This is a genomic window from Burkholderia sp. NFPP32 (assembly GCF_900119325.1).
Taxonomy (GTDB): domain Bacteria; phylum Pseudomonadota; class Gammaproteobacteria; order Burkholderiales; family Burkholderiaceae; genus Burkholderia; species Burkholderia pyrrocinia_C.
Genome location: NZ_FPJP01000016.1, coordinates 38,012 through 55,681, shown reverse-complemented (window position 1 = coordinate 55,681; position 17,670 = coordinate 38,012). Strand labels below are relative to the sequence as shown.

At 67.3% G+C, this 17,670-nt stretch carries 14 protein-coding genes; 3 read left to right on the top strand and 11 right to left on the bottom strand.

What is annotated here, in order from left to right; genetic code table 11:
- Positions 1–24 precede the first annotated feature (24 nt).
- The 3 genes from BT264_RS25930 to BT264_RS25920 form a co-directional block, all read right to left on the bottom strand.
- Complete coding sequence (locus tag BT264_RS25930; protein ID WP_006488993.1) at positions 25–558, bottom strand: DUF5943 domain-containing protein; 534 nt, start codon at positions 556–558, stop codon at positions 25–27.
- Between the two features lie 137 nt (positions 559–695).
- Positions 696–1,667: a dipeptidase gene (locus tag BT264_RS25925; protein WP_072441968.1), complete on the bottom strand. Its 972-nt coding sequence runs from the start codon at positions 1,665–1,667 to the stop codon at positions 696–698.
- 33 nt (positions 1,668–1,700) lie between these two features.
- Complete coding sequence (locus BT264_RS25920) at positions 1,701–2,975, bottom strand: serine hydroxymethyltransferase (protein WP_072441970.1); 1,275 nt, start codon at positions 2,973–2,975, stop codon at positions 1,701–1,703.
- A gap of 448 nt (positions 2,976–3,423) precedes the next feature.
- On the opposite strand from BT264_RS25920, the gene BT264_RS25915 reads away from it, so the two are divergent.
- A complete protein-coding gene (locus BT264_RS25915) occupies positions 3,424–4,449 on the top strand; it encodes a GlxA family transcriptional regulator (RefSeq protein ID WP_072441971.1) in 1,026 nt (341 codons plus the stop codon).
- Between the two features lie 55 nt (positions 4,450–4,504).
- Here BT264_RS25915 and BT264_RS25910 read toward each other — a convergent pair whose 3' ends face one another.
- The gene (locus BT264_RS25910; protein ID WP_072441973.1) at positions 4,505–5,917 is read right to left on the bottom strand and encodes a discoidin domain-containing protein; all 1,413 of its coding nucleotides are present in this window, start codon (positions 5,915–5,917) and stop codon (positions 4,505–4,507) included.
- Positions 5,918–6,184: 267 nt separating this feature from the next.
- On the opposite strand from BT264_RS25910, the gene BT264_RS25905 reads away from it, so the two are divergent.
- A complete protein-coding gene (locus BT264_RS25905; protein WP_072441976.1) occupies positions 6,185–7,606 on the top strand; it encodes an aminotransferase-like domain-containing protein in 1,422 nt (473 codons plus the stop codon).
- A gap of 593 nt (positions 7,607–8,199) precedes the next feature.
- On the top strand, positions 8,200–8,640 hold the full coding sequence (locus tag BT264_RS40570) for a helicase (protein ID WP_371293655.1): 441 nt from the start codon (positions 8,200–8,202) through the stop codon (positions 8,638–8,640).
- 100 nt (positions 8,641–8,740) lie between these two features.
- Here the strand turns inward: BT264_RS40570 and fdhA are convergent, their stop codons facing one another.
- From fdhA to BT264_RS25860, 7 genes are all read right to left on the bottom strand, one after another.
- Positions 8,741–9,937, bottom strand: a complete 1,197-nt coding sequence (gene fdhA, locus BT264_RS25895; RefSeq protein WP_027781331.1) for a formaldehyde dehydrogenase, glutathione-independent — start codon at positions 9,935–9,937, stop codon at positions 8,741–8,743.
- A gap of 253 nt (positions 9,938–10,190) precedes the next feature.
- A complete protein-coding gene (locus BT264_RS25885) occupies positions 10,191–11,381 on the bottom strand; it encodes an HlyD/EmrA/EmrK family protein (RefSeq protein WP_072441983.1) in 1,191 nt (396 codons plus the stop codon).
- Complete coding sequence (locus BT264_RS25880) at positions 11,381–13,222, bottom strand: efflux transporter outer membrane subunit (protein WP_072441985.1); 1,842 nt, start codon at positions 13,220–13,222, stop codon at positions 11,381–11,383. Before BT264_RS25880 ends, BT264_RS25885 begins: the two co-directional genes overlap by 1 nt.
- An 8-nt stretch (positions 13,223–13,230) precedes the next feature.
- Positions 13,231–14,169 (bottom strand): glycosyltransferase family 2 protein, encoded by a 939-nt coding sequence (locus BT264_RS25875; RefSeq protein WP_072441987.1) that lies wholly within the window; start codon positions 14,167–14,169, stop codon positions 13,231–13,233.
- Between the two features lie 10 nt (positions 14,170–14,179).
- A complete protein-coding gene (locus tag BT264_RS25870) occupies positions 14,180–15,775 on the bottom strand; it encodes a DHA2 family efflux MFS transporter permease subunit (RefSeq protein ID WP_072441989.1) in 1,596 nt (531 codons plus the stop codon).
- Positions 15,772–17,055 (bottom strand): glycosyltransferase, encoded by a 1,284-nt coding sequence (locus BT264_RS25865; protein ID WP_072441991.1) that lies wholly within the window; start codon positions 17,053–17,055, stop codon positions 15,772–15,774. Before BT264_RS25865 ends, BT264_RS25870 begins: the two co-directional genes overlap by 4 nt.
- A 17-nt stretch (positions 17,056–17,072) precedes the next feature.
- Positions 17,073–17,642 carry a methyltransferase family protein gene (locus BT264_RS25860; RefSeq protein WP_072441993.1) on the bottom strand — a complete coding sequence of 190 codons (570 nt, stop codon included), beginning with the start codon at positions 17,640–17,642 and terminating at the stop codon, positions 17,073–17,075.
- Positions 17,643–17,670 lie beyond the last annotated feature (28 nt).

The following is a 17,670-nucleotide window of genomic DNA, read 5'->3' as shown; positions in this document are numbered from 1 at the left end:
GTTCGGTGTCGGTGAATCAGGGCATCAATGCGCGATCGGCGACACTTCGAAGACGCAGTGGTCGTGATGCTCGGCCGCGCACTGCACTTCCTTCGATTGCGCGCGCGGCGCGCCCTTGCCTTCCGGCGTCGTGTCGTTGACCCAGTCCATCGCACCGGCGAACCAGCCGGCGAACATGTAGCAGAGCTTGCCTTCCTTGCCCGGCTGCTGGAGCACGAACGACGAGTGGCGCAGCTCGATCTTCGCGCGCGCGCTGGCCGGATCGGCCTCGATGATCGAGAACAGGCCCCAGCCGCGCTGCGACAGGCGCTTCAGGTAGTGCTCGAACACGGCCATGCCGGTCAGGCCGTGCAGCTTCGCTTCCTTGTCGCACCAGTGGTATGCGGACTTGTAGCCGGCCTTGTAGAGAATCTCGGCATACGCTTCGACGCCGAGCGCTTCCTCGACCGCGACGTGGTTGTTCGTGAAGAAGTGGCGCGGCACGTACAGCATCGGCAGCGCGTCGGTGGTCCAGACGCCGGTATCGGGATCGACGTTGATCGGCAGTTGCGGTTGCATCGTGGTGACTCCGTGAGGAAAATGGCCGCGCGTCTCGGCGCGCAGGCATGACATCGTCCGCGTGCCCGCGCGGCTTGCGCGGGCACGTCCCGATTTTTATTATTGAATCGCTGGGGGCTGTCCGGCCGGCGTGACGCTTATGCGCCCCACACGTCCTTGAACACGCGCACCCAGTTCTCGCCCATGATCTTGCGGATGCGCGACTCCTTCCAGCCCGCGCGTTCCATCGCCGCGGTCAGGTTCGGGAATTCGCCGATCGTGCGGATGCCGTCCGGGTTGATCACCTTGCCGAAGTTCGTCAGCTGGCGATAACGACCCTTGTCATGCGTCAGCATGTCGAAGAATTCCTTCGCGAAATCCTGCGTGAAGTCCGTGCCGATGCCGACCGCGTCTTCGCCGATCAGGTTCACGACGTAGTCGATCGCCTCGATGTAGTCGTCGATCGTCGCCTCGATCCCGCGCTTCAGGAACGGCGCGAACATCGTCACGCCGACGAAGCCGCCCGCATCGGCGATCTCCTTCAGCTGCGCGTCGCTCTTGTTGCGCGGATGCTCCTTCAGGCCCGACGGCAGGCAGTGCGAATAGCACACCGGCTTCTTCGAGAACGCGATCGCTTCCGACGACGTGTTGCCGCCCACATGCGACAGGTCGACCATGATGCCGACGCGGTTCATCTCGGTGATCACTTCGCGGCCGAAGTCCGACAGCCCGCCGTCGCGCTCGTAGCAGCCCGTGCCGACCAGGTTCTGCGTGTTGTAGCAAAGCTGCACGACGCGCACGCCCATGTCGTGGAACGCCTCGATGTAGCCGAGGTTGTCCTCGAACGCATGCGCGTTCTGGAAGCCCAGGATGATCCCGGTCTTGCCTTCCTTCTTCGCGCGGAAGATGTCGTCCGTCGTGCGCACCAGCGTCAGCAGCTCGCCGTTGTCGCGGATCTTCTTCTTCATCACGCCGATGTTGTCGACGGTCTTGGTGAAGTTCTCCCAAACCGACACCGTGCAGTTCGCGGCCGTGATGCCACCCTTGCGCATGTCTTCGAACACCGGCTTCTCGAACTTCGAGATGTTCAGTCCGTCGATGATGATGCTGTCCTGATGCAGCGTGCTCATATCTGCCTCTCGCTTGAGTCTTGTCGGTGTCGATCAGTAAATCGGGAAGCGCTCGCAGAGCGCGAAGATCTCGCGGCGCACGCGCTGTTCGGTCGCGTGATCGCCTTCCGGGTTCGCGCGCAGCGCGTCGAACACTTCGAGGATCAGGCGGCCCACTTCTCGGAACTCCGCGACGCCGAAGCCGCGCGTCGTGCCGGCCGGCGTGCCGAGGCGGATGCCCGACGTGACGGTCGGCTTCTCGGTGTCGAACGGAATGCCGTTCTTGTTGCAGGTGATGCCCGCGCGCTCCAGCGCCTGTTCGACCGGCGCACCCTTCAGGCCCTTCGGGCGCAGGTCGACCAGCAGCAGGTGGTTGTCGGTGCCGCCCGTGACGAGATCGACGCCGCCGGCCTTCAGAACTTCGCCGAGCGCCTGCGCGTTCGCGAGCACGTTGTCGATGTAGGTCTTGAAGTCCGCATGCAGCACTTCGCCGAACGCAACCGCCTTGCCGGCGATCACGTGCATCAGCGGGCCGCCCTGCAGGCCGGGGAACACCGCCGAGTTGATCTTCTTCGCGATGTCCTCGTCGTTGGTCAGCACGAAGCCGCCGCGCGGGCCGCGCAGCGTCTTGTGCGTGGTCGACGTGACGACGTGCGCGTGCTCGACCGGGTTCGCATGGCGGCCCGCGGCGATCACGCCCGCGATGTGCGCCATGTCGACCATCAGTTTCGCGCCGACGCTGTCGGCGATCGCGCGGAAGCGCGCGAAGTCGAGCGCACGCGGATACGCCGAGAAGCCGGCGATGATCAGGTTCGGCTTGTGCTCGTGAGCGAGTGCCTCGACCTGGTCGTAATCGATCAGCATCGTGTCGCGGTTCACGCCGTACTGAACGGCGTTGAACCACTTGCCCGACAGCGCCGGCTTCGCGCCGTGCGTCAGGTGGCCGCCCGCATCGAGCGACATGCCGAGCACCGTGTCGCCCGGCTTGGCCAGCGCGAGCATCACCGAGCCGTTCGCCTGCGCACCCGAGTGCGGCTGCACGTTCGCATAACCGGCGTTGAAGATCTGCTTCACGCGTTCGATCGCGAGCGCCTCGACTTCGTCCGCGAATTCGCAGCCGCCGTAGTAGCGCTTGCCGGGATAGCCTTCCGCGTACTTGTTGGTCAACACCGAGCCCTGCGCTTCGAGCACGGCGCGCGACACGATGTTTTCCGACGCGATCAGCTCGACCTGCGACTGCTGACGCTCGAGTTCCTTCAGGATGGCGCTGCGCACCGGCGCGTCGCGCTCGGCAAGGGGCTGCGAGAAGAAAGACTGGGTGTTCGACATAGTGCGTCCGTGACGAAGAATAAAGGGCTGAAACCGAAGCTCAAGGCCCGCTCTGCCTGGGTTTCCTGCTTGTCCAGTGCAAGGCTGCCGACGGCTCTATTCTTGTCGTTCGGATTTTCGGCGGATTGATGAATTTAGACGCGTTCTTTGCCTTTTCCGCCATGCGCGTCCGTTTTATACAAGTGATCGGTCGTGCTTTTTCGGATGACCGATAAAAACGGCGCCGGCTGTTCACCTATGGACACGCACTTCGGCAGTGCCTGTGCTGCCCGGTGGGAGTGCGGCGCGTCCCGCATACGGTGCAGTGCAGCATCGGCGTTACGCCCAGACAACGTATGGAGCTAGGGTTTAGCCGTATGGCACGCTTGTTGCACTCGCTCACACAATATCGCAGCCCGATCCGTGCTCGCCGGGCATAAAGCTATTAGAGATTCAAGGAACGCTCCCCATGTCGCCCGACCGCACAGCGTCGCTGTCTCACTTCGCGTTCATGCCTTTACCGAACTTCACGATGATCGCGTTCACCAATGCGATCGAGGTGCTTCGGATGGCGAACTATCTGAGCGGCCAGCCGCTCTACCGCTGGTCGGTAATCAGCCCGGAAGGCGGCCCGGTCACGGCGAGCAACGGCCTCACGGTCGACACGGGCCCGGCCGAATGCGTCGGGCAGCCCGACATCGTGTTCGTGTGCGGCGGCGTCGACGTGCAGCGCGCGACCACGCCCGCCCATCTGACGGCGCTGCGCCGCTTCGCGCGCATGGGGCTGCCGCTCGGCAGCCTGTGCACGGGAACCTATGCGCTCGCGAAGTCGGGGCTGCTCGCGGGCTACGCTTGCGCGATCCACTGGGAGAACATGTCGGCGCTGAAGGAAGAGTTTCCGGATACGCGCTTCCTGAAGGAACTGTTCGTGATCGACCGCGACCGCATCACGTGCACGGGCGGCGTCGCGCCGCTCGACATGATGCTGAACCTGATCGCCGCGCGCGTGGGCACCGCGCGCGTCACGCAGATCGCCGAGCAGTTCATCGTCGAACACGTGCGCGACACCAGCGCGCAGCAACGCATGCCGCTCGTCGCGCGCCTCGGCTCGGCGAACAAGTCGCTGTTCGAAGTGATCTCGCTGATGGAAAACAACATCGAGGAGCCGCTGTCGCGCGAGGAGCTCGCGCGACTTGCGAACATGTCGCAGCGGCAACTGCAACGCCTGTTCCGCGAGCATCTCGGGATGACGCCGACGCACTACTACCTGACGCTGCGGCTGCGCCGCGCGCGTGAGCTGCTGCTGCAGACCGACATGTCGATCATGCACATCACGATGGCGTGCGGCTTCCAGTCGGCGTGCCACTTCAGCAAGAGCTATCGCGACGCGTTCGGCGTCGCGCCGACGAGGGAGCGCCGCAAGCAGGTCGCGCCGCTCGCGCAGGGTGCGGCCAGTGCGAGCCCGGCGTTTCCGACGCATGTTCTGCATGCGTGAACCGCGCAGCGCATGACGAAAAAAAACGGCCTTGAAGGCCGTTTTTTCTTTGTGCTTACGATCCCCACACCTGCATTTCGTCGAGCGAATAACCCCACTGCGTCGCGCGCTTCGTGCCGAGCATCCGCACGTAGCGGCCGCTCGCCTTCAGGTTCGGCAGCGTCACATGGCCGTACGATACGCCGTTGTTCGTCGAGTAGATCGTCGTCCAGTTCGCGTTGTCGTTCGAGGTCTGGATCTGGTAGACGAGCGCGCCCGCATCCCAGTAGAGATCGATGCTGCTGATGGTCTTCGGCGCACCGAGATCCACGGAGATCCATTGCGGATCGACACCGGTGCCTTCCGGCGAATCCCAGCGCGTGCTCGTGGTGTTGCCGTCGAACGCCTTGTCGGGCGTGAGCGACGCGTTGTAGCTCGCCGATGCGGCAGCCGGACGCCCTTGCGACAGCAGCGTCGGCTGCGCGGCGGCCGGGCCGCCGTAGTAGCTCGACCCGAGCTTGGCCCTCGTCGTATCGGCATTCACGCCGAACTGCGACAGGCTCCAGCGCTGGCCGGTCGTCACGTCGCCAACATAGAGCTGATAACCGCCCGCCGTCGTCGACGAGAAGAACAGGTAGTTCGTGCCGCTCACCGGCGCCGGATCGGAGTTGTTGCTCACGCAGTCGTTGAGCGGCAACGCGTTCGGCGTCGACGCCGGGTCCGCGGTCTTCGCATAGATCTGGTCGGCCCCGCCGCTGTCTTTCCAGCGCGCGTAGAACACCATGCCGTCCGCACGCACGATCGGGTAGTACGTCTGCAGCCCGGCCGGACGATCGAACACGGCGGTCGCGCCGGTCGCGATCGTGCGCTTCATCAGCCCCATGCTCGAGCCGGTGCCGGTCGCGTAGTAGACGGCGCTCGCGTCCGGCGCGAGAAACGGCATCGAGTATTCGGCGCCGGCCGGTGCGTTCGTCAGGCTCACGACCGACGTGAACGCCGGGCCCGCGCTCGTGTACGACAGCGTGGCCTGCTTGACGTCGCCGTTCTGCTTGAACACGAGCGTCTTGCCGTCTGCGCTGAATTTCGGGTCCTCGTTGCGCGTGGCGCCCGTGCTGTTCGTCATGTTGACGGGCGGCGTGCCGGCACCGAGCTGCAGCATGAACACGTTCCATGCGCCATTGCTGATGCCCATGAACGCGAGCCACTTGCCGTCGGGGCTGAACACGCCGTTCATCGGATCGGTAATGCCCCACGTGCTCTTGCTCAGTTGCGTCAACGTACGGGCCGAGAAGTCGTAGAGGAACAGCTGGCTCGTGCCGTCGCCGTACTTCACGTAGCTGTGATAGACGAGCTTGCCGGTCAGCGCGGCGGGAAACGTCGCGTTCGGCTGGGCCGCGGGATTGCTGATGCAGGCCGCCGTGGCGGCACCGCTGAACAGGTTGAGGGCGATGCCGGCCACCAGGCCCGCGATGAGGGTCTTCGATTTCACGCTGAATGATTCCGGATAAGGTAAGGACGCCGCAGACAAGGTCGCGCGCAGGACGCGCAAGGGTCACGGATCAGCCGCCGGGCAGCGTGGACTCCTTCATAGTCAGACGTCGGGAACAGAACTTGCGAGAGCATGCCCGCTTGTCAGACGAAAGAAAAGGATCAAAGTCCATCAAAAACTTGCGGATCAGCGATTGGGGCGCAATTGCGCGCGACGGGTGCCGTGCTACTCTTTTTTCAGCAAGGCCCGAGCGGCCGGAGGGCTGGCATGAAGCGATATGCGGCGCTGGCGCAGACGATCGCCGACGCAATCCGGCGCGGCGACCTGGCGGCCGGTACGCGCATCCCCACCGTACGGGCCGCGTGCCGCGCGTATCGCGTGAGCCCGTCCACCGTGTTTCGCGCGTACTACACGCTCGAAAGCGAGGGTCTGATCGTCGCGCGTGCGCGGTCCGGTTATTTCGTTGCGAACCTCGAAGACAAACACGTACGGTTCGGTCACGATCCCCCGCGCAAGCCGGCCGCCGCACAAACCGGCGACGACGATCCGCTGTTCCGCCTGCTCGACTCCCTGAAGCACGAGGACATCGTCCCGCTCGGCTCGGCGTTCGCCAGCTATTCGCTGTTCCCGATGAGCAGCCTGTGGCGCTACGTGGCGTCGGCGGCCCGCAGCATGGACCGCACGAATCTGCTGTCCGGCCTGCCGCCCGGCAACGACGCGCTGCGCCGCCAGATCGCATTGCGCTACCTGAACGCGGGCGCGGCCTTGCCGATGGACGAGATCATCATCACGACCGGCGCGCTCGAAGCGCTGACGCTCAGCCTGCAGGCACTGACGCGCCCCGGCGACATCGTCGCGATCGAGCGACCGGCATTCTACGCGGTGCTGCAGGCCGTGCAGCGCCTGCACCTGAAAGCCGTCGAAATCCCGGTCGACCCGCGCACCGGTCTCGATCTCGACGCGCTCGCCGAAGCGCTCGATACGCATCCGGTGCGCGCGTGCTGGTTCATGACGTCATTCCACAATCCGACCGGCGCGACGTTGACCGACGAGCGCAAGCACGCGCTGATCGACCTGCTCGCGTCGCGCGGCGTTCCACTGATCGAGGACGACGTATACGGCGAACTGCATTTCGGCACGACGCCCACGCGCCCCGCGAAACTGTATGACAACAGCGGGCTCGTCCTGCATTGCGGTTCGTTCTCGAAATGTCTCGCGCCCGGGTTCCGGATCGGCTGGGTCGCGGCCGGACGCTACGTGCGGCAGATCCGGCAGGCGAAAGGCGCGAGCGCACCGGCGGCCGACGTGCCCGCGCAGATGGCGATTTCGAGCTACCTGCGCGACGGTGCCTACGACCGCTTCCTGCGGAAACTGCGGCGCAATCTCGCCGCGCACCAGGCGCAGATGCTCGCCGCCGTTCGCGCGTATTTTCCGGACGGCACCGAAGTGTTCGCGCCGCGCGGCGGGTATTTCCTGTGGATCGAACTGCCGCCGCGCGTGGATGCGATGCACCTGTTCGGCGATGCGATGGAAAGCGGCGTCAGCATCGCGCCGGGGCCGATCTTTTCCGCGACCGGCGGATTCCGCCGTTATCTGCGGCTCAACTACGGCCGGCCGTGGACGCCCGCCGTCGAGCGCGCGATGGAAACCATCGGAACGCTGGCGGCCCGGCAGCGGCACGACGGTTAACGCTGAACGTGCTGAACGTACGGATCGCGACGACCGACATGCTCCTTGCGTTTCGCGCGCGAGCGACAAAGAATGAAGCGGAAGGCAGCCGCGGACGAACGCGGTCAACGCGTCCGATGTTATGGAGAATCACAGGAGCATCGCATGCGGACGACAGTCGGCGACATACGCTCCGCCGGCTGATGCCACGCGTGGATCGATTGCCGCGCACGAAAAAATCACGATCGTCGGGGGACCGTTCGTCTCGTTAACGACACCTGCTTGGAATCATGCGAGTCCTGCCCAACCGGAACGTCCGCGCGCGCGATGCCTGGTGCGCCGTGCTGAACACGCGTGCCGAATCACGACATATCGCTTGCTGCCGCTGCAGGGCATGCGGCTTCGTGGCGTTTCGCGCACTCGAACACTGCCCCGTCTGCGGCCGATGGAACTGGCCGTTCGATCCGATTCGCCGCGCATCGGACGACGCGCACGCCACACGTGCGCCGCGGTCCTTCCACACGTGGTCGTCGCGCGTCGCGCGTACGCTGCGCAACGCGGCCTTCCGGCAGCCTCGCGCATCGAGCGCACCGATCCTGAGCATCCTGACGCTCATGCTGCTGGTCGGTGGCTACGTGACGGCCGACCGGACGTGCAAAGCCGATCCCGTTTGTCGCGGCTCCGATACGCCTGCAGCGTCAGCGGCCGAGTCCGGCCTGCATGCATCGCCCGATCCGGTGTTGCCGGTGTTGCCGGTGCCCGTCTATCCGTTTCATTCGACTGACGGAACGCAACTGGCGGCCAATCCACAACGCGACGGCCCGAGCGCCGGCGAACCCGCAAACCGGATGCCGGTTGCGCAGGCCGCGCCGTCGATTCGCGAGCCCGGCCGGACCCATACCAGGGTAGTTCGCGTGAAAGACTGGCGACGCAGCCTTGATCACGCGCATCGCTCGCATGTGATTCGTCGTGTGAGCCTGCACACCGGCCACGGGCACGCGCGGCGCAACGCATCCGACAAAACCGACATCGCGAAGCTCTATGCCGGCCACTGAGCGCGCGGTCCGGCCGTTCGCACCCACAGCGAAAACGGGCGGCCCGTTTCCGGAGCCACCCGTTTCGCGTTGCGCGTTGCGCGTGTCGAACGCTAGCGCATCAGGCCGCCAGCAAGCCGTGCGGGTCGATGACGAATTTGCGCGGCGCGCCGCCGTCGAACTTCTTGTAGCCTTCCGGCGCCTGGTCGAGCGAGATCACTTCGACGTTGACGATCTTCGCGATCGGCAGCCGGTCGAACAGGATTGCCTGCATCAGGTTGCGGTTGTACTTCAGCACCGGCGTCTGGCCCGTGAAGAACGAATGCGACTTCGCCCAGCCGAGGCCGAAGCGGATGCTCAGGCTGCCGTGCTGCGCGGCCTTGTCCTTCGCGCCCGGATCGTCGGTCACGTACAGGCCCGGGATGCCGATCGCGCCGGCCGGCCGCGTGATTTCCATCAGCGAGTTCAGCACCGTCGCGGGCGCTTCCTCCGAGTGGCCCGACGAACCGTGGCCGTGCGCCTCGAAGCCGACGCAGTCGACCGCGCAGTCGATCTCGGGCACACCGAGAATCTGCTCGATCTGCTCGCCGAGCGATGCGTCCTTCGACAGGTCGACCGTCTCGAAGCCCATCGCCCTCGCATGCGCGAGGCGCTCCGCGTTCATGTCGCCGACGATCGTCACGGCCGCGCCGAGCAGACGCGCCGATGCGGCCGCCGCCATCCCGACCGGGCCCGCGCCCGCGATATAGACCGTCGAGCCCGGCTTCACGCCCGCGCTCACCGCGCCGTGATAGCCGGTCGGCAAAATGTCGGACAGGCAGGTCAGATCGCGAATCTTCGCCATCGCCTGGTCGCGGTCGGGGAATTTCAGCAGGTTGAAATCGGCATACGGCACGAGCACGTATTCGGCCTGGCCGCCGATCCAGCCGCCCATGTCGACGTAGCCGTATGCACCGCCGGCACGCGAAGGATTCACGTTCAGGCACACGCCGGTATGGGTGTCCTTGCACATCGCGCAGCGGCCGCACGCGACGTTGAACGGCACCGACACGAGATCGCCGATCTTCAGCGTCTCGACGTCGCGGCCGACTTCGACCACTTCGCCCGTGATCTCGTGACCGAGCACGAGGCCGACCGGCGCGGTCGTGCGGCCGCGCACCATGTGCTGGTCGGAACCGCAGATGTTCGTGCTGACCACCTTCAGAATCACGCCGTGGCCGATCGCGCGGCCGCTCGGATCGACCATCTTCGGATAATCGATTTTCTGGACTTCGACCTGGCCCGGTCCAAGATAGACGACACCTCGATTGCTGCTCATCGTATTGTCTCCATGTCTCGTTGGATGGCGCGGCGGCGCGCCGGCCAATGCGGCGCGCACGCAACGTGCTGTTCGAGAGTAGTCCCGGAGGCAGGGGCGCCGATGTCTCAAACGCGACATGCGTTTGAACGGCGCCGACATCGATGGCGGAAATACGAAAACCGGGCGGGAAACGACGGAAAGTCAGTGTGCGGCGGGATATACCGGGGGTCGGACCGCCCATGGCGGTCTGCCCTCCACTTTTCGGCAGGCGTTACCCGCCCTGATTCTCGCGGATGATCGCCGCGGCAGCCGCCTCCGCCTCGCTCGCGACGCCATCGTGCACGCGCGTGCTGACTGCGGGCGTCGGCGGTTCGCTGTCGAGCGCATGGCCGTTGCGGTCGTGCGTGTCGACCGTCGCACGCATCGACAGCCCGACGCGCAGCGGATGCGCGGCGAGATCGCGCGAATCGATCGCGATCACGACCGGCACGCGCTGCACGACCTTGATCCAGTTGCCGGCCGCGTTCTGCGACGGCAGCATCGAGAACGCGCTGCCCGTGCCCGCCGAGAAGCCCTGCACGCGGCCGCGATAGGCAACACGCGTGCCGTACAGGTCCGACACGATCTCGACCGGCTGCCCGACGCGCATGTGGCGGATCTGCCCTTCCTTGAAATTCGCCTCGATCCACAGCCGGTTCAACTGCACGACCGACATCAGCGGCACGCCGGGCCCGACCTGCTGGCCGACCTGCACCGAGCGTTGCCCGATCGTGCCGTCGACGGGCGCGACGATCGTCGTGCGCTTCAGGTTCCGGTACGCGAGCTTGAACTGCGCGGCCGCCTGCACGACGGCCGGGCTTTCGTCGACCGGCAGCTTGCTGCCGAGCGCGCGCGCGGCATCGAGCTGCGCCTGCGCGGCCGCGAGATTCGCCTGCGCGCCGGCCACCGCCGCGCGCGCACGCGCCAGCTCCTCGGGCGCGACGATCTCGACCGACGCGCCCGAGCGCGCAACCCATGCACGCTGCGCAAGCGACAGGTCGGCGCGCCGCGCGTTCACGGCCTCGACGTACATCGTGTTCGAGATCTTCGCGTTAGCGACTTGCCGCACGGCCTGAGCGAGCTGCGCCTTCGCCTGCGCGAATGCGACGGACGCCTCGGTGTCGTCGAGCCGCACGAGCGTCTGCCCGGCGCGCACGGCCTGCGTATCGGCAACCAGCACGTCGGTCACGGCACCCGGAATCTGCGCGGCGACCTGCACGATGCTGCCCGCGACATACGCGTCGTCGGTATCTTCGTAATAGCGGTCGCTCAACAGCCAGTACGCGACCCATGCGAGCGCGGCCAGCAGCACGACCGCGAAGAACACGGTGAAGCGCTTGCGGCGCGTCGCGCGGCGCGCATCGAGTGCCGGATCGTTCAGCGCGGCCGGCTGCGCGGCGGTATGAAGGTTGTCGTGGTGCATCAGTCGCTTTGCGTAACGATCAGACGATCGTGCTGGAAGACGGGTATCGCCGGCGTGACCGACGCACCCGGCGCCGGCGCCGGGCTCGCCGATGCCGTGCGCGCGAGAACAGGCACACCGCGAAGCGTCGCGCCGGGGTTGGTCGCACCGACCGTCGACGGACGCGCCGCGTCGTTGCGCTGTGCGGATGCGGGTGCGGCACTCGTCGTGCCGGTAACCGGCGGTACTGCCACGCTACCCGAGCGCGCATCGTTCGACGTACCCGCCGCCGCCCGGCTCGCGACACCAGCGGTCGCAGCGCCGCGCCTCGCCGCCCCGCTGCGCGCCTGATGCACGGCCGGCGCCTGCGCAACCGTTGCGCCCGCATCGAACCCGCCGCCGAGCGCGCCGATCAGCCCGACGCGCAGCGTCCGCTGCCGGCCGAGCAGCGCGATCATCTGCGCGCGCTCGTCGATCAGCGTGAGATCCGCGACATCGACATCCTTCTGCATCAGCACGCCGCGCCGGTGGCGGTCGGCCGCGATCTGCACGATCTTCTGCGCGGCCGCCACCGCGTCCTGCTGCTGCGTGACGAGCGTCTGCGACGTTTGCAGCGACGTGACGATCTGCGCAACCTGCCCGAGCGCGTCGTCGACGGTCTTGTTGTACAGCCCGATCGCGACATCGGCCTGCGCGACATCCGCACCAAGCTTCGCTTTGAGCCGACCGCGATCGAAGATCGGCAGCGAGATCGCGGGGCCGACGGAACCTGCCAGCGAATCACGCGAGAACAGCGACGCAGGCGTGAGCGCGAACACGCCGCCGAGCGCGACGAGGTTCACGTCCGGATAAAACTGCGCGCGCGTCGAATCGGCATTCGCGAACGCGGCTTCGACGCGCAGCCGTGCGGCGACGATGTCGGGCCGGCGGCCGAGCAGGTCGGCCGGCAGTCGCGCGGGCACGGCGCTGCCCGCGAACGCACCGACGCGCGGCCGCTGCAGCGCGAGCCCGCGCTCGGGGCCGCGGCCCGACAGCACGCCGAGCTGCAGTTGCGCGAGCTTGATCTGCTCGTCGTTCAGCGCGATCTGTTCGAGCAGGCGGCTGCGCTTGATCGATGCATCGCTCGCGTCGTACGCGTTGTCGAGGCCGCGCGCGGTGCGCTCGCGCAGCACGGCCGTCACGCGCTGGCTGATCTTCAGCTTCTGCTGCAGCAGATCGCGCACCGCATACGCCTGGTCGAGCTGGCCGTACACGGTGACGACCGCGACGGCGAGCGTGAGCCGCACCTGTTCGGCCTCGACGCCAGCCGCATCGCGCAGCGACATCAGGCTCTTCGTCGCCGCACGGTTCTTCCCCCACAGGTCGAGCTGGTAGTTCAGCCCGACGAACACCGACGACGGCGATACGTTCGGATCGCCGAAAATCTCGACCGGCACGCGGTATCCGGCGGCCGTTACGTCGGCGATGTCGCCGGGCTTCGGCATCCGCGCGCGGCTGATCGTGGCTCCAGCCGTGCCTGTCAGCCCCGTCAGCGAATCGAACTGCTGAAGCTGCGCCTGTGCGATCCGCAGCCGCGCCTGCGCGACCTGCAGATCGGGGTTGTTCTGCGATGCCTCCGTCACCAGCTCGTCGAGTTGCGGATCCTGCAACTGCTTCACCCAGTCGGGCGCGGGCCACGCGCCGTTCGCGCCGGGGCCGGCCGTGTGCGCGAGCGCGTCGCCGGCCGGCGCGCGCAGCGACAGCGAAGGCAGGAAGCCCGACGGCACGCATCCGCCCAATGCCAGCAGCACGGCCGCCGCCGCGATCATCGAGCCGCGTTGCACGCCACACGCCAAACCCGCCGCTTTCTTCACACGCCGCATCGCGCCCCTCACCCCTGCCGAATGCGCTGCGCGCGTGCGGCCAGCCGCGGCCGCGTGCGTTCGAGCGGGCCGAGCCGGCCGAACAGGCCATCGGCGACACCGAACAGGATGCCGGCGAGCTTCGCGCGCTTGTCGCGCTCGACGAGCGCGATCTGCACGACCTGCCACACGGTCAGCAGGTTCGGCACGATCGCCACCGGAAAGCGCAGCCCGTACTGCATTCCGAGCTGCACCGCATTGCGTGCGCTGTAGTAGCGCCGTTGCCACGAGTGATTCATCGACGTCATTTCAAAAGGGCCGATCGCATGACGCTGCTTCGCGCCGATCCGGTGCGGCAGCACCAGCGACGGCACGACATAGAGCGGCACGTTGCGCGACAGTGCGCGGAAGCTGTATTCGGTATCGACGTGATCGATGAACAGCGTCTCGTCGAACCGGCCGAGCACGTCGAACGCGGCGCGCGACACGACGCAGCCCGACGAGATCAGGAACGCGCAGCGCTGCAGCGGCGCACCCGGCTCGATGCGCAGGCGGCGCAGCCCGATCCCGTTGGTCGAGAGTTCGGGCAGGAAGCTGCGCGCGTTCTCGTCGAAGATGCGCGGGCCGGCAAGGAACGCGCGCCCCGCGAGCCCCGCGCAGACATCGCGCATCGCCGGGAAATACGCGGCCGGCACCGTCGAATCCTGATCGAACAGCGCGACCGCATCGATGCGATCGCGAAACAGCGCCGCGAGCCCCGCGTTATATGCGCCCGCGATCCCGCCGCGGTTGCCGTGATGCAGCAGCGCGATGCCTTCGCGCGCACACAGGTCGCGCGCCCGCGCATCGGGTTGCGGCGTGTTGTCGACGACGAGCAACGCGTCGCACGCGTGCCGCCACGCGCCGAGCGCTTCGAGCTGCGCGTCGCTCGGGTGATACAGGATCACGAGTGCGCCGAGTGTCGTCATGTTCGTCTCCTCAATGCCCGAAGGACGCCGCCGCGCCGCGCTTCGGCCGCGTCAGCCACATCATCGCGGCGAGCACGAGGCAGGTCATGCTCGCCATCCAGAACATGTCGTTCGTCGCCATCATGTAAGCCTGCTGCATCACGACCTGGTGCAGCGTCGTCAGCTCGCGCACGCCGTCCACGCCCATCGCGTTCAGCGTGTGCACGAAGCGCTGCGTATTCGCCGACGCATGCGTGACGGATTGCGACACGACGTCGTAGTGATAGGTCGCGCGGTTGTCCCACAGCGTCACGCTCATCGCGGTGCCGAATGCGGCCGACAGCGTGCGCAGGAAGTTCGACAGGCTCGACGCGGCGGCGAGCCGGTCGTCCGGAATGCGCGACAGCGTCGCGGCGGTCAGCGGAATGAAGAAGCACGGCAGCCCGATCCCCTGGATCAGCCCCGGCGCGGCGATCTGCGCGAACGTCATCTTCAGCGTGAAATGCGCGTCCCACGCGAGCACGGCCGCGAACACGAGGAAGCCGAACGTCGCGAGCACGCGCGCGTCGAAGCGGTGCGCATGCAGCCCGACGAGGATCGAGAACACGAGCGCGAGCACGCCGAGCGATGCGGTCGCGAGCCCGGCATGAAACGCGTTGTAGCCCATCACGGCCTGCATCCACAGCGGAAACACGACGCCGACCACCGAGAAGCTCATCATCCCGAGCGAGATGATCAGCACGCAGAACGAGAACGTGCGGTCGCGAAACAGGCCGAGATCGACGACGGGGTGTGCTTCGCCCGCCTCCCAGATCAGCAGCGACACGATCGCGAGCGCCGCGACCACCGCGAGCGTGACGATCAGCGGCGAATCGAACCAGCCGCGATCGTGGCCGAGATCGAGCATCGCCTGCAGCGAGCCGACGCCGATCACCAGCAGCACGATGCCCGGCGCGTCGATCGGTCCGGCCGCGCCGCGCTGCGCGTCGGGGCGCAGCATCGCGGTGCACACCGCGAACGAGAACAGTCCGATCGGCAAATTGATCAGGAAGATCCACGGCCACGAGAAGTTGTCGACGATCCAGCCGCCGACCACCGGCCCGAAGATCGGCGCGAGCAGCACCGTCATCGCCCACAGCGCGAGTGCGATCGTGCGCTTGTCCGGCGGGAACGTGCGCAGCAGGATCGTCTGCGACAGCGGCACCATCGGCCCCGAGCACAGCCCCTGCAACGCACGGCAGATCACCAGCACGTGCAAGTCGCGCGCGAGCCCGCACAGCAGCGACGTCAGCGTGAACAGCAGCACCGCGCCGACGAACAGCCGCAATTCGCCGACGCGGCGCGCGAGCCAGCCGGTCAGCGGCACCGCGATCGCAGCCGCGACCGAATACGAGCTGATCACCCACGTGCCCTGGCTGTTCGATACGCCGAGACTGCCGGAGATCGCCGGCACCGCGACGTTCGTCACGGTCGAGTCGAGCACCTCGATGAAGGTCGCGAGCGACAGCGCGAACGTCAGCAGCGCGAGCCGGATGCCGCGCACCGGCTGCGCGGCCGGCGTGGGGGCCGGTGCGTCGAATGCGGACGGCACGCCGGGCGCATCGCGAAGCGGCGACGCGGTGCTCATGCGCCGACCACCGCGACATCGGCCCGCTTGGTCGCCCGCCCGCGCTTCGGCGCGAACCGTTCGATGAAATCGGCGGCCGCATGACAGCCGTCCGGCGCGGCGGCGAGCAGCGCGCGCGCGCGCTCCGCATGCACCGCGAATGCAGGTTCGTCGAGCACGTGCGCAAGCGCCGCGCCGAGACGCGCGCCATCGATCGGGCCATCGACACGCACGCCGCAGCCGCTCGCCGCGACGCGTTGCGCGTTGTCGAACTGGTCGTGCGCGAACGGCGTCACGACCTGCACGATCCCGGCCTCGTATGCGAGCGCCGCGGTGCCGATCCCGCCGTGATGCGCGAGCGCGCGGCAACGCGGCAGCAGCGTGCGCATCGGCACGAAGCGGCGCACGAGCAACCGGTTGCCGTCCGGCGCGGCATCGTGCGGCGTCAGCAGGATCCCGCGCGCGCCCGTCGCGCGCAGCGCGTCCGCCGTCGCGCGCGCATACGCAGCGTGATCGACGAGCGTCGAGCCGGCCGTGAACACGACCGGCGGCTCGCCGGCCGCAAGAAACGCATCGAGTTCCGCATCTTCGTCAGGCGCCGCGATGTCGTTGAACAGCGGAAAGCCGCTTTGCAGATGATTCGACGGCCAGTCGGGCTGCGGCGGCGCGAACCAGCCGGGAAACAGGCACAACACGCCGTCGGTCGAATGCAGCCAGCGGCCGAGCACGCGCCGCGCGGGCGCGAGCCCGAGTTCGCGACGCACCGCGTCGAGCGCGGGGCCGCATACGCGGTCGAGCACCTGTCGCTCGATCAGCGTCATCAGCGCCGCCTTCACCGGCAGCGGCCAGCGCGCGGGAATCGTCAGGCGCGGGTGCGTCGGCGGAGCATGCGCGGACAGCAGCGTCGACGGCGACACCTGCACCGACACGTACGGCGTGCCGTGCAGCTCCTGCATGAAACGCGCGGAGAACGCCCACAGCGTGCCGACGAGCACCGTATCGTCGTCGGTCAGCGCATGCAGCGCCTCGTAATGCGGGCGCAGCATCGGCGCGATCACCTGCCACAGCGTGCGGAACGACGTGCGCGGGTCCCACAGCGCGGGGTTCGCCATCGCGGCCTCGTATTCGGCCGCGGTGCCGACCGGCACGAATGCGAAACCGCAACGGCGCACGGCCGCCTCGAACGGCGCGTGCGTGCAGAACACGACGGCGTGACCGCGCGCCGCGAGCGTGCGCGCGACGCCGAGCAACGGATGCACGTCGCCCGCCGAGCCGATCGCGGTCACGATCATCTTCGCCATCGCGCGCCTCGCGGGAATCAGTAGAAGCCGGGAATCAGCGCCGCGACTTCGCGGCGGTACTGCGTGTACGCCGGCCCGAAACGCCCGGTCAGCCAGCTCTCCTCGACGCGCACCTTGTACGCGAGCGACGCGAACACGAGCAGCACGCCGATCGCGCCGCGCCATTCGCCGCCGATCAACGCGGCGCCGACGAGCGCGAGCAGGCAGCCCGTGTAGATCGGGTGACGCACGAGCGCGTACGGCCCCGTGCGGACGAGTTCGTGGTCCTCCTTCAGCGTGACCGACACGCTCCAGTTCGTGCCGAGATGCAGCCGCGCCCACACCGAGAACAGCAGGCCCGCGACCAGCACCGCGAGCCCGCACTGCGCCTGCAGGCCGAAGCGCTGCCAGTCCGGCACGAGCGCCTGCCATGCCGGATCGGGCAGGATGATCAGCGCGCCGCCGACGATCAGCGGAATCGACTGCAGCGTGCGCGAGCGCGACGCCTCCTTGCGCACGGTCGTCTTCACGCCCTGCGACGTGGCGATCCAGTACGCGAGCCATGCGGCCCAGGGAACGACGATGGCGATGGTCTGAACGATATTCACGGCTGGCCTGCCTCGTTGGGATGGGAAT

What these genes read in the sequence shown, in the direction of transcription:
- BT264_RS25930 (WP_006488993.1), bottom strand. Translation starts at nt 558, where the DNA reads ATGCAACCGCAACTGCCGATCAACGTCGATCCCGATACCGGCGTCTGG.
- BT264_RS25870 (WP_072441989.1), bottom strand. Translation starts at nt 15,775, where the DNA reads ATGAGCACCGCGTCGCCGCTTCGCGATGCGCCCGGCGTGCCGTCCGCA.
- BT264_RS25885 (WP_072441983.1), bottom strand. Translation starts at nt 11,381, where the DNA reads ATGCACCACGACAACCTTCATACCGCCGCGCAGCCGGCCGCGCTGAAC.
- BT264_RS25920 (WP_072441970.1), bottom strand. Translation starts at nt 2,975, where the DNA reads ATGTCGAACACCCAGTCTTTCTTCTCGCAGCCCCTTGCCGAGCGCGAC.
- BT264_RS25875 (WP_072441987.1), bottom strand. Translation starts at nt 14,169, where the DNA reads ATGACGACACTCGGCGCACTCGTGATCCTGTATCACCCGAGCGACGCG.
- BT264_RS25915 (WP_072441971.1), top strand. Translation starts at nt 3,424, where the DNA reads ATGTCGCCCGACCGCACAGCGTCGCTGTCTCACTTCGCGTTCATGCCT.
- BT264_RS40570 (WP_371293655.1), top strand. Translation starts at nt 8,200, where the DNA reads ATGCTGCTGGTCGGTGGCTACGTGACGGCCGACCGGACGTGCAAAGCC.
- fdhA (WP_027781331.1), bottom strand. Translation starts at nt 9,937, where the DNA reads ATGAGCAGCAATCGAGGTGTCGTCTATCTTGGACCGGGCCAGGTCGAA.
- BT264_RS25925 (WP_072441968.1), bottom strand. Translation starts at nt 1,667, where the DNA reads ATGAGCACGCTGCATCAGGACAGCATCATCATCGACGGACTGAACATC.
- BT264_RS25905 (WP_072441976.1), top strand. Translation starts at nt 6,185, where the DNA reads ATGAAGCGATATGCGGCGCTGGCGCAGACGATCGCCGACGCAATCCGG.
- BT264_RS25865 (WP_072441991.1), bottom strand. Translation starts at nt 17,055, where the DNA reads ATGGCGAAGATGATCGTGACCGCGATCGGCTCGGCGGGCGACGTGCAT.
- BT264_RS25880 (WP_072441985.1), bottom strand. Translation starts at nt 13,222, where the DNA reads ATGCGGCGTGTGAAGAAAGCGGCGGGTTTGGCGTGTGGCGTGCAACGC.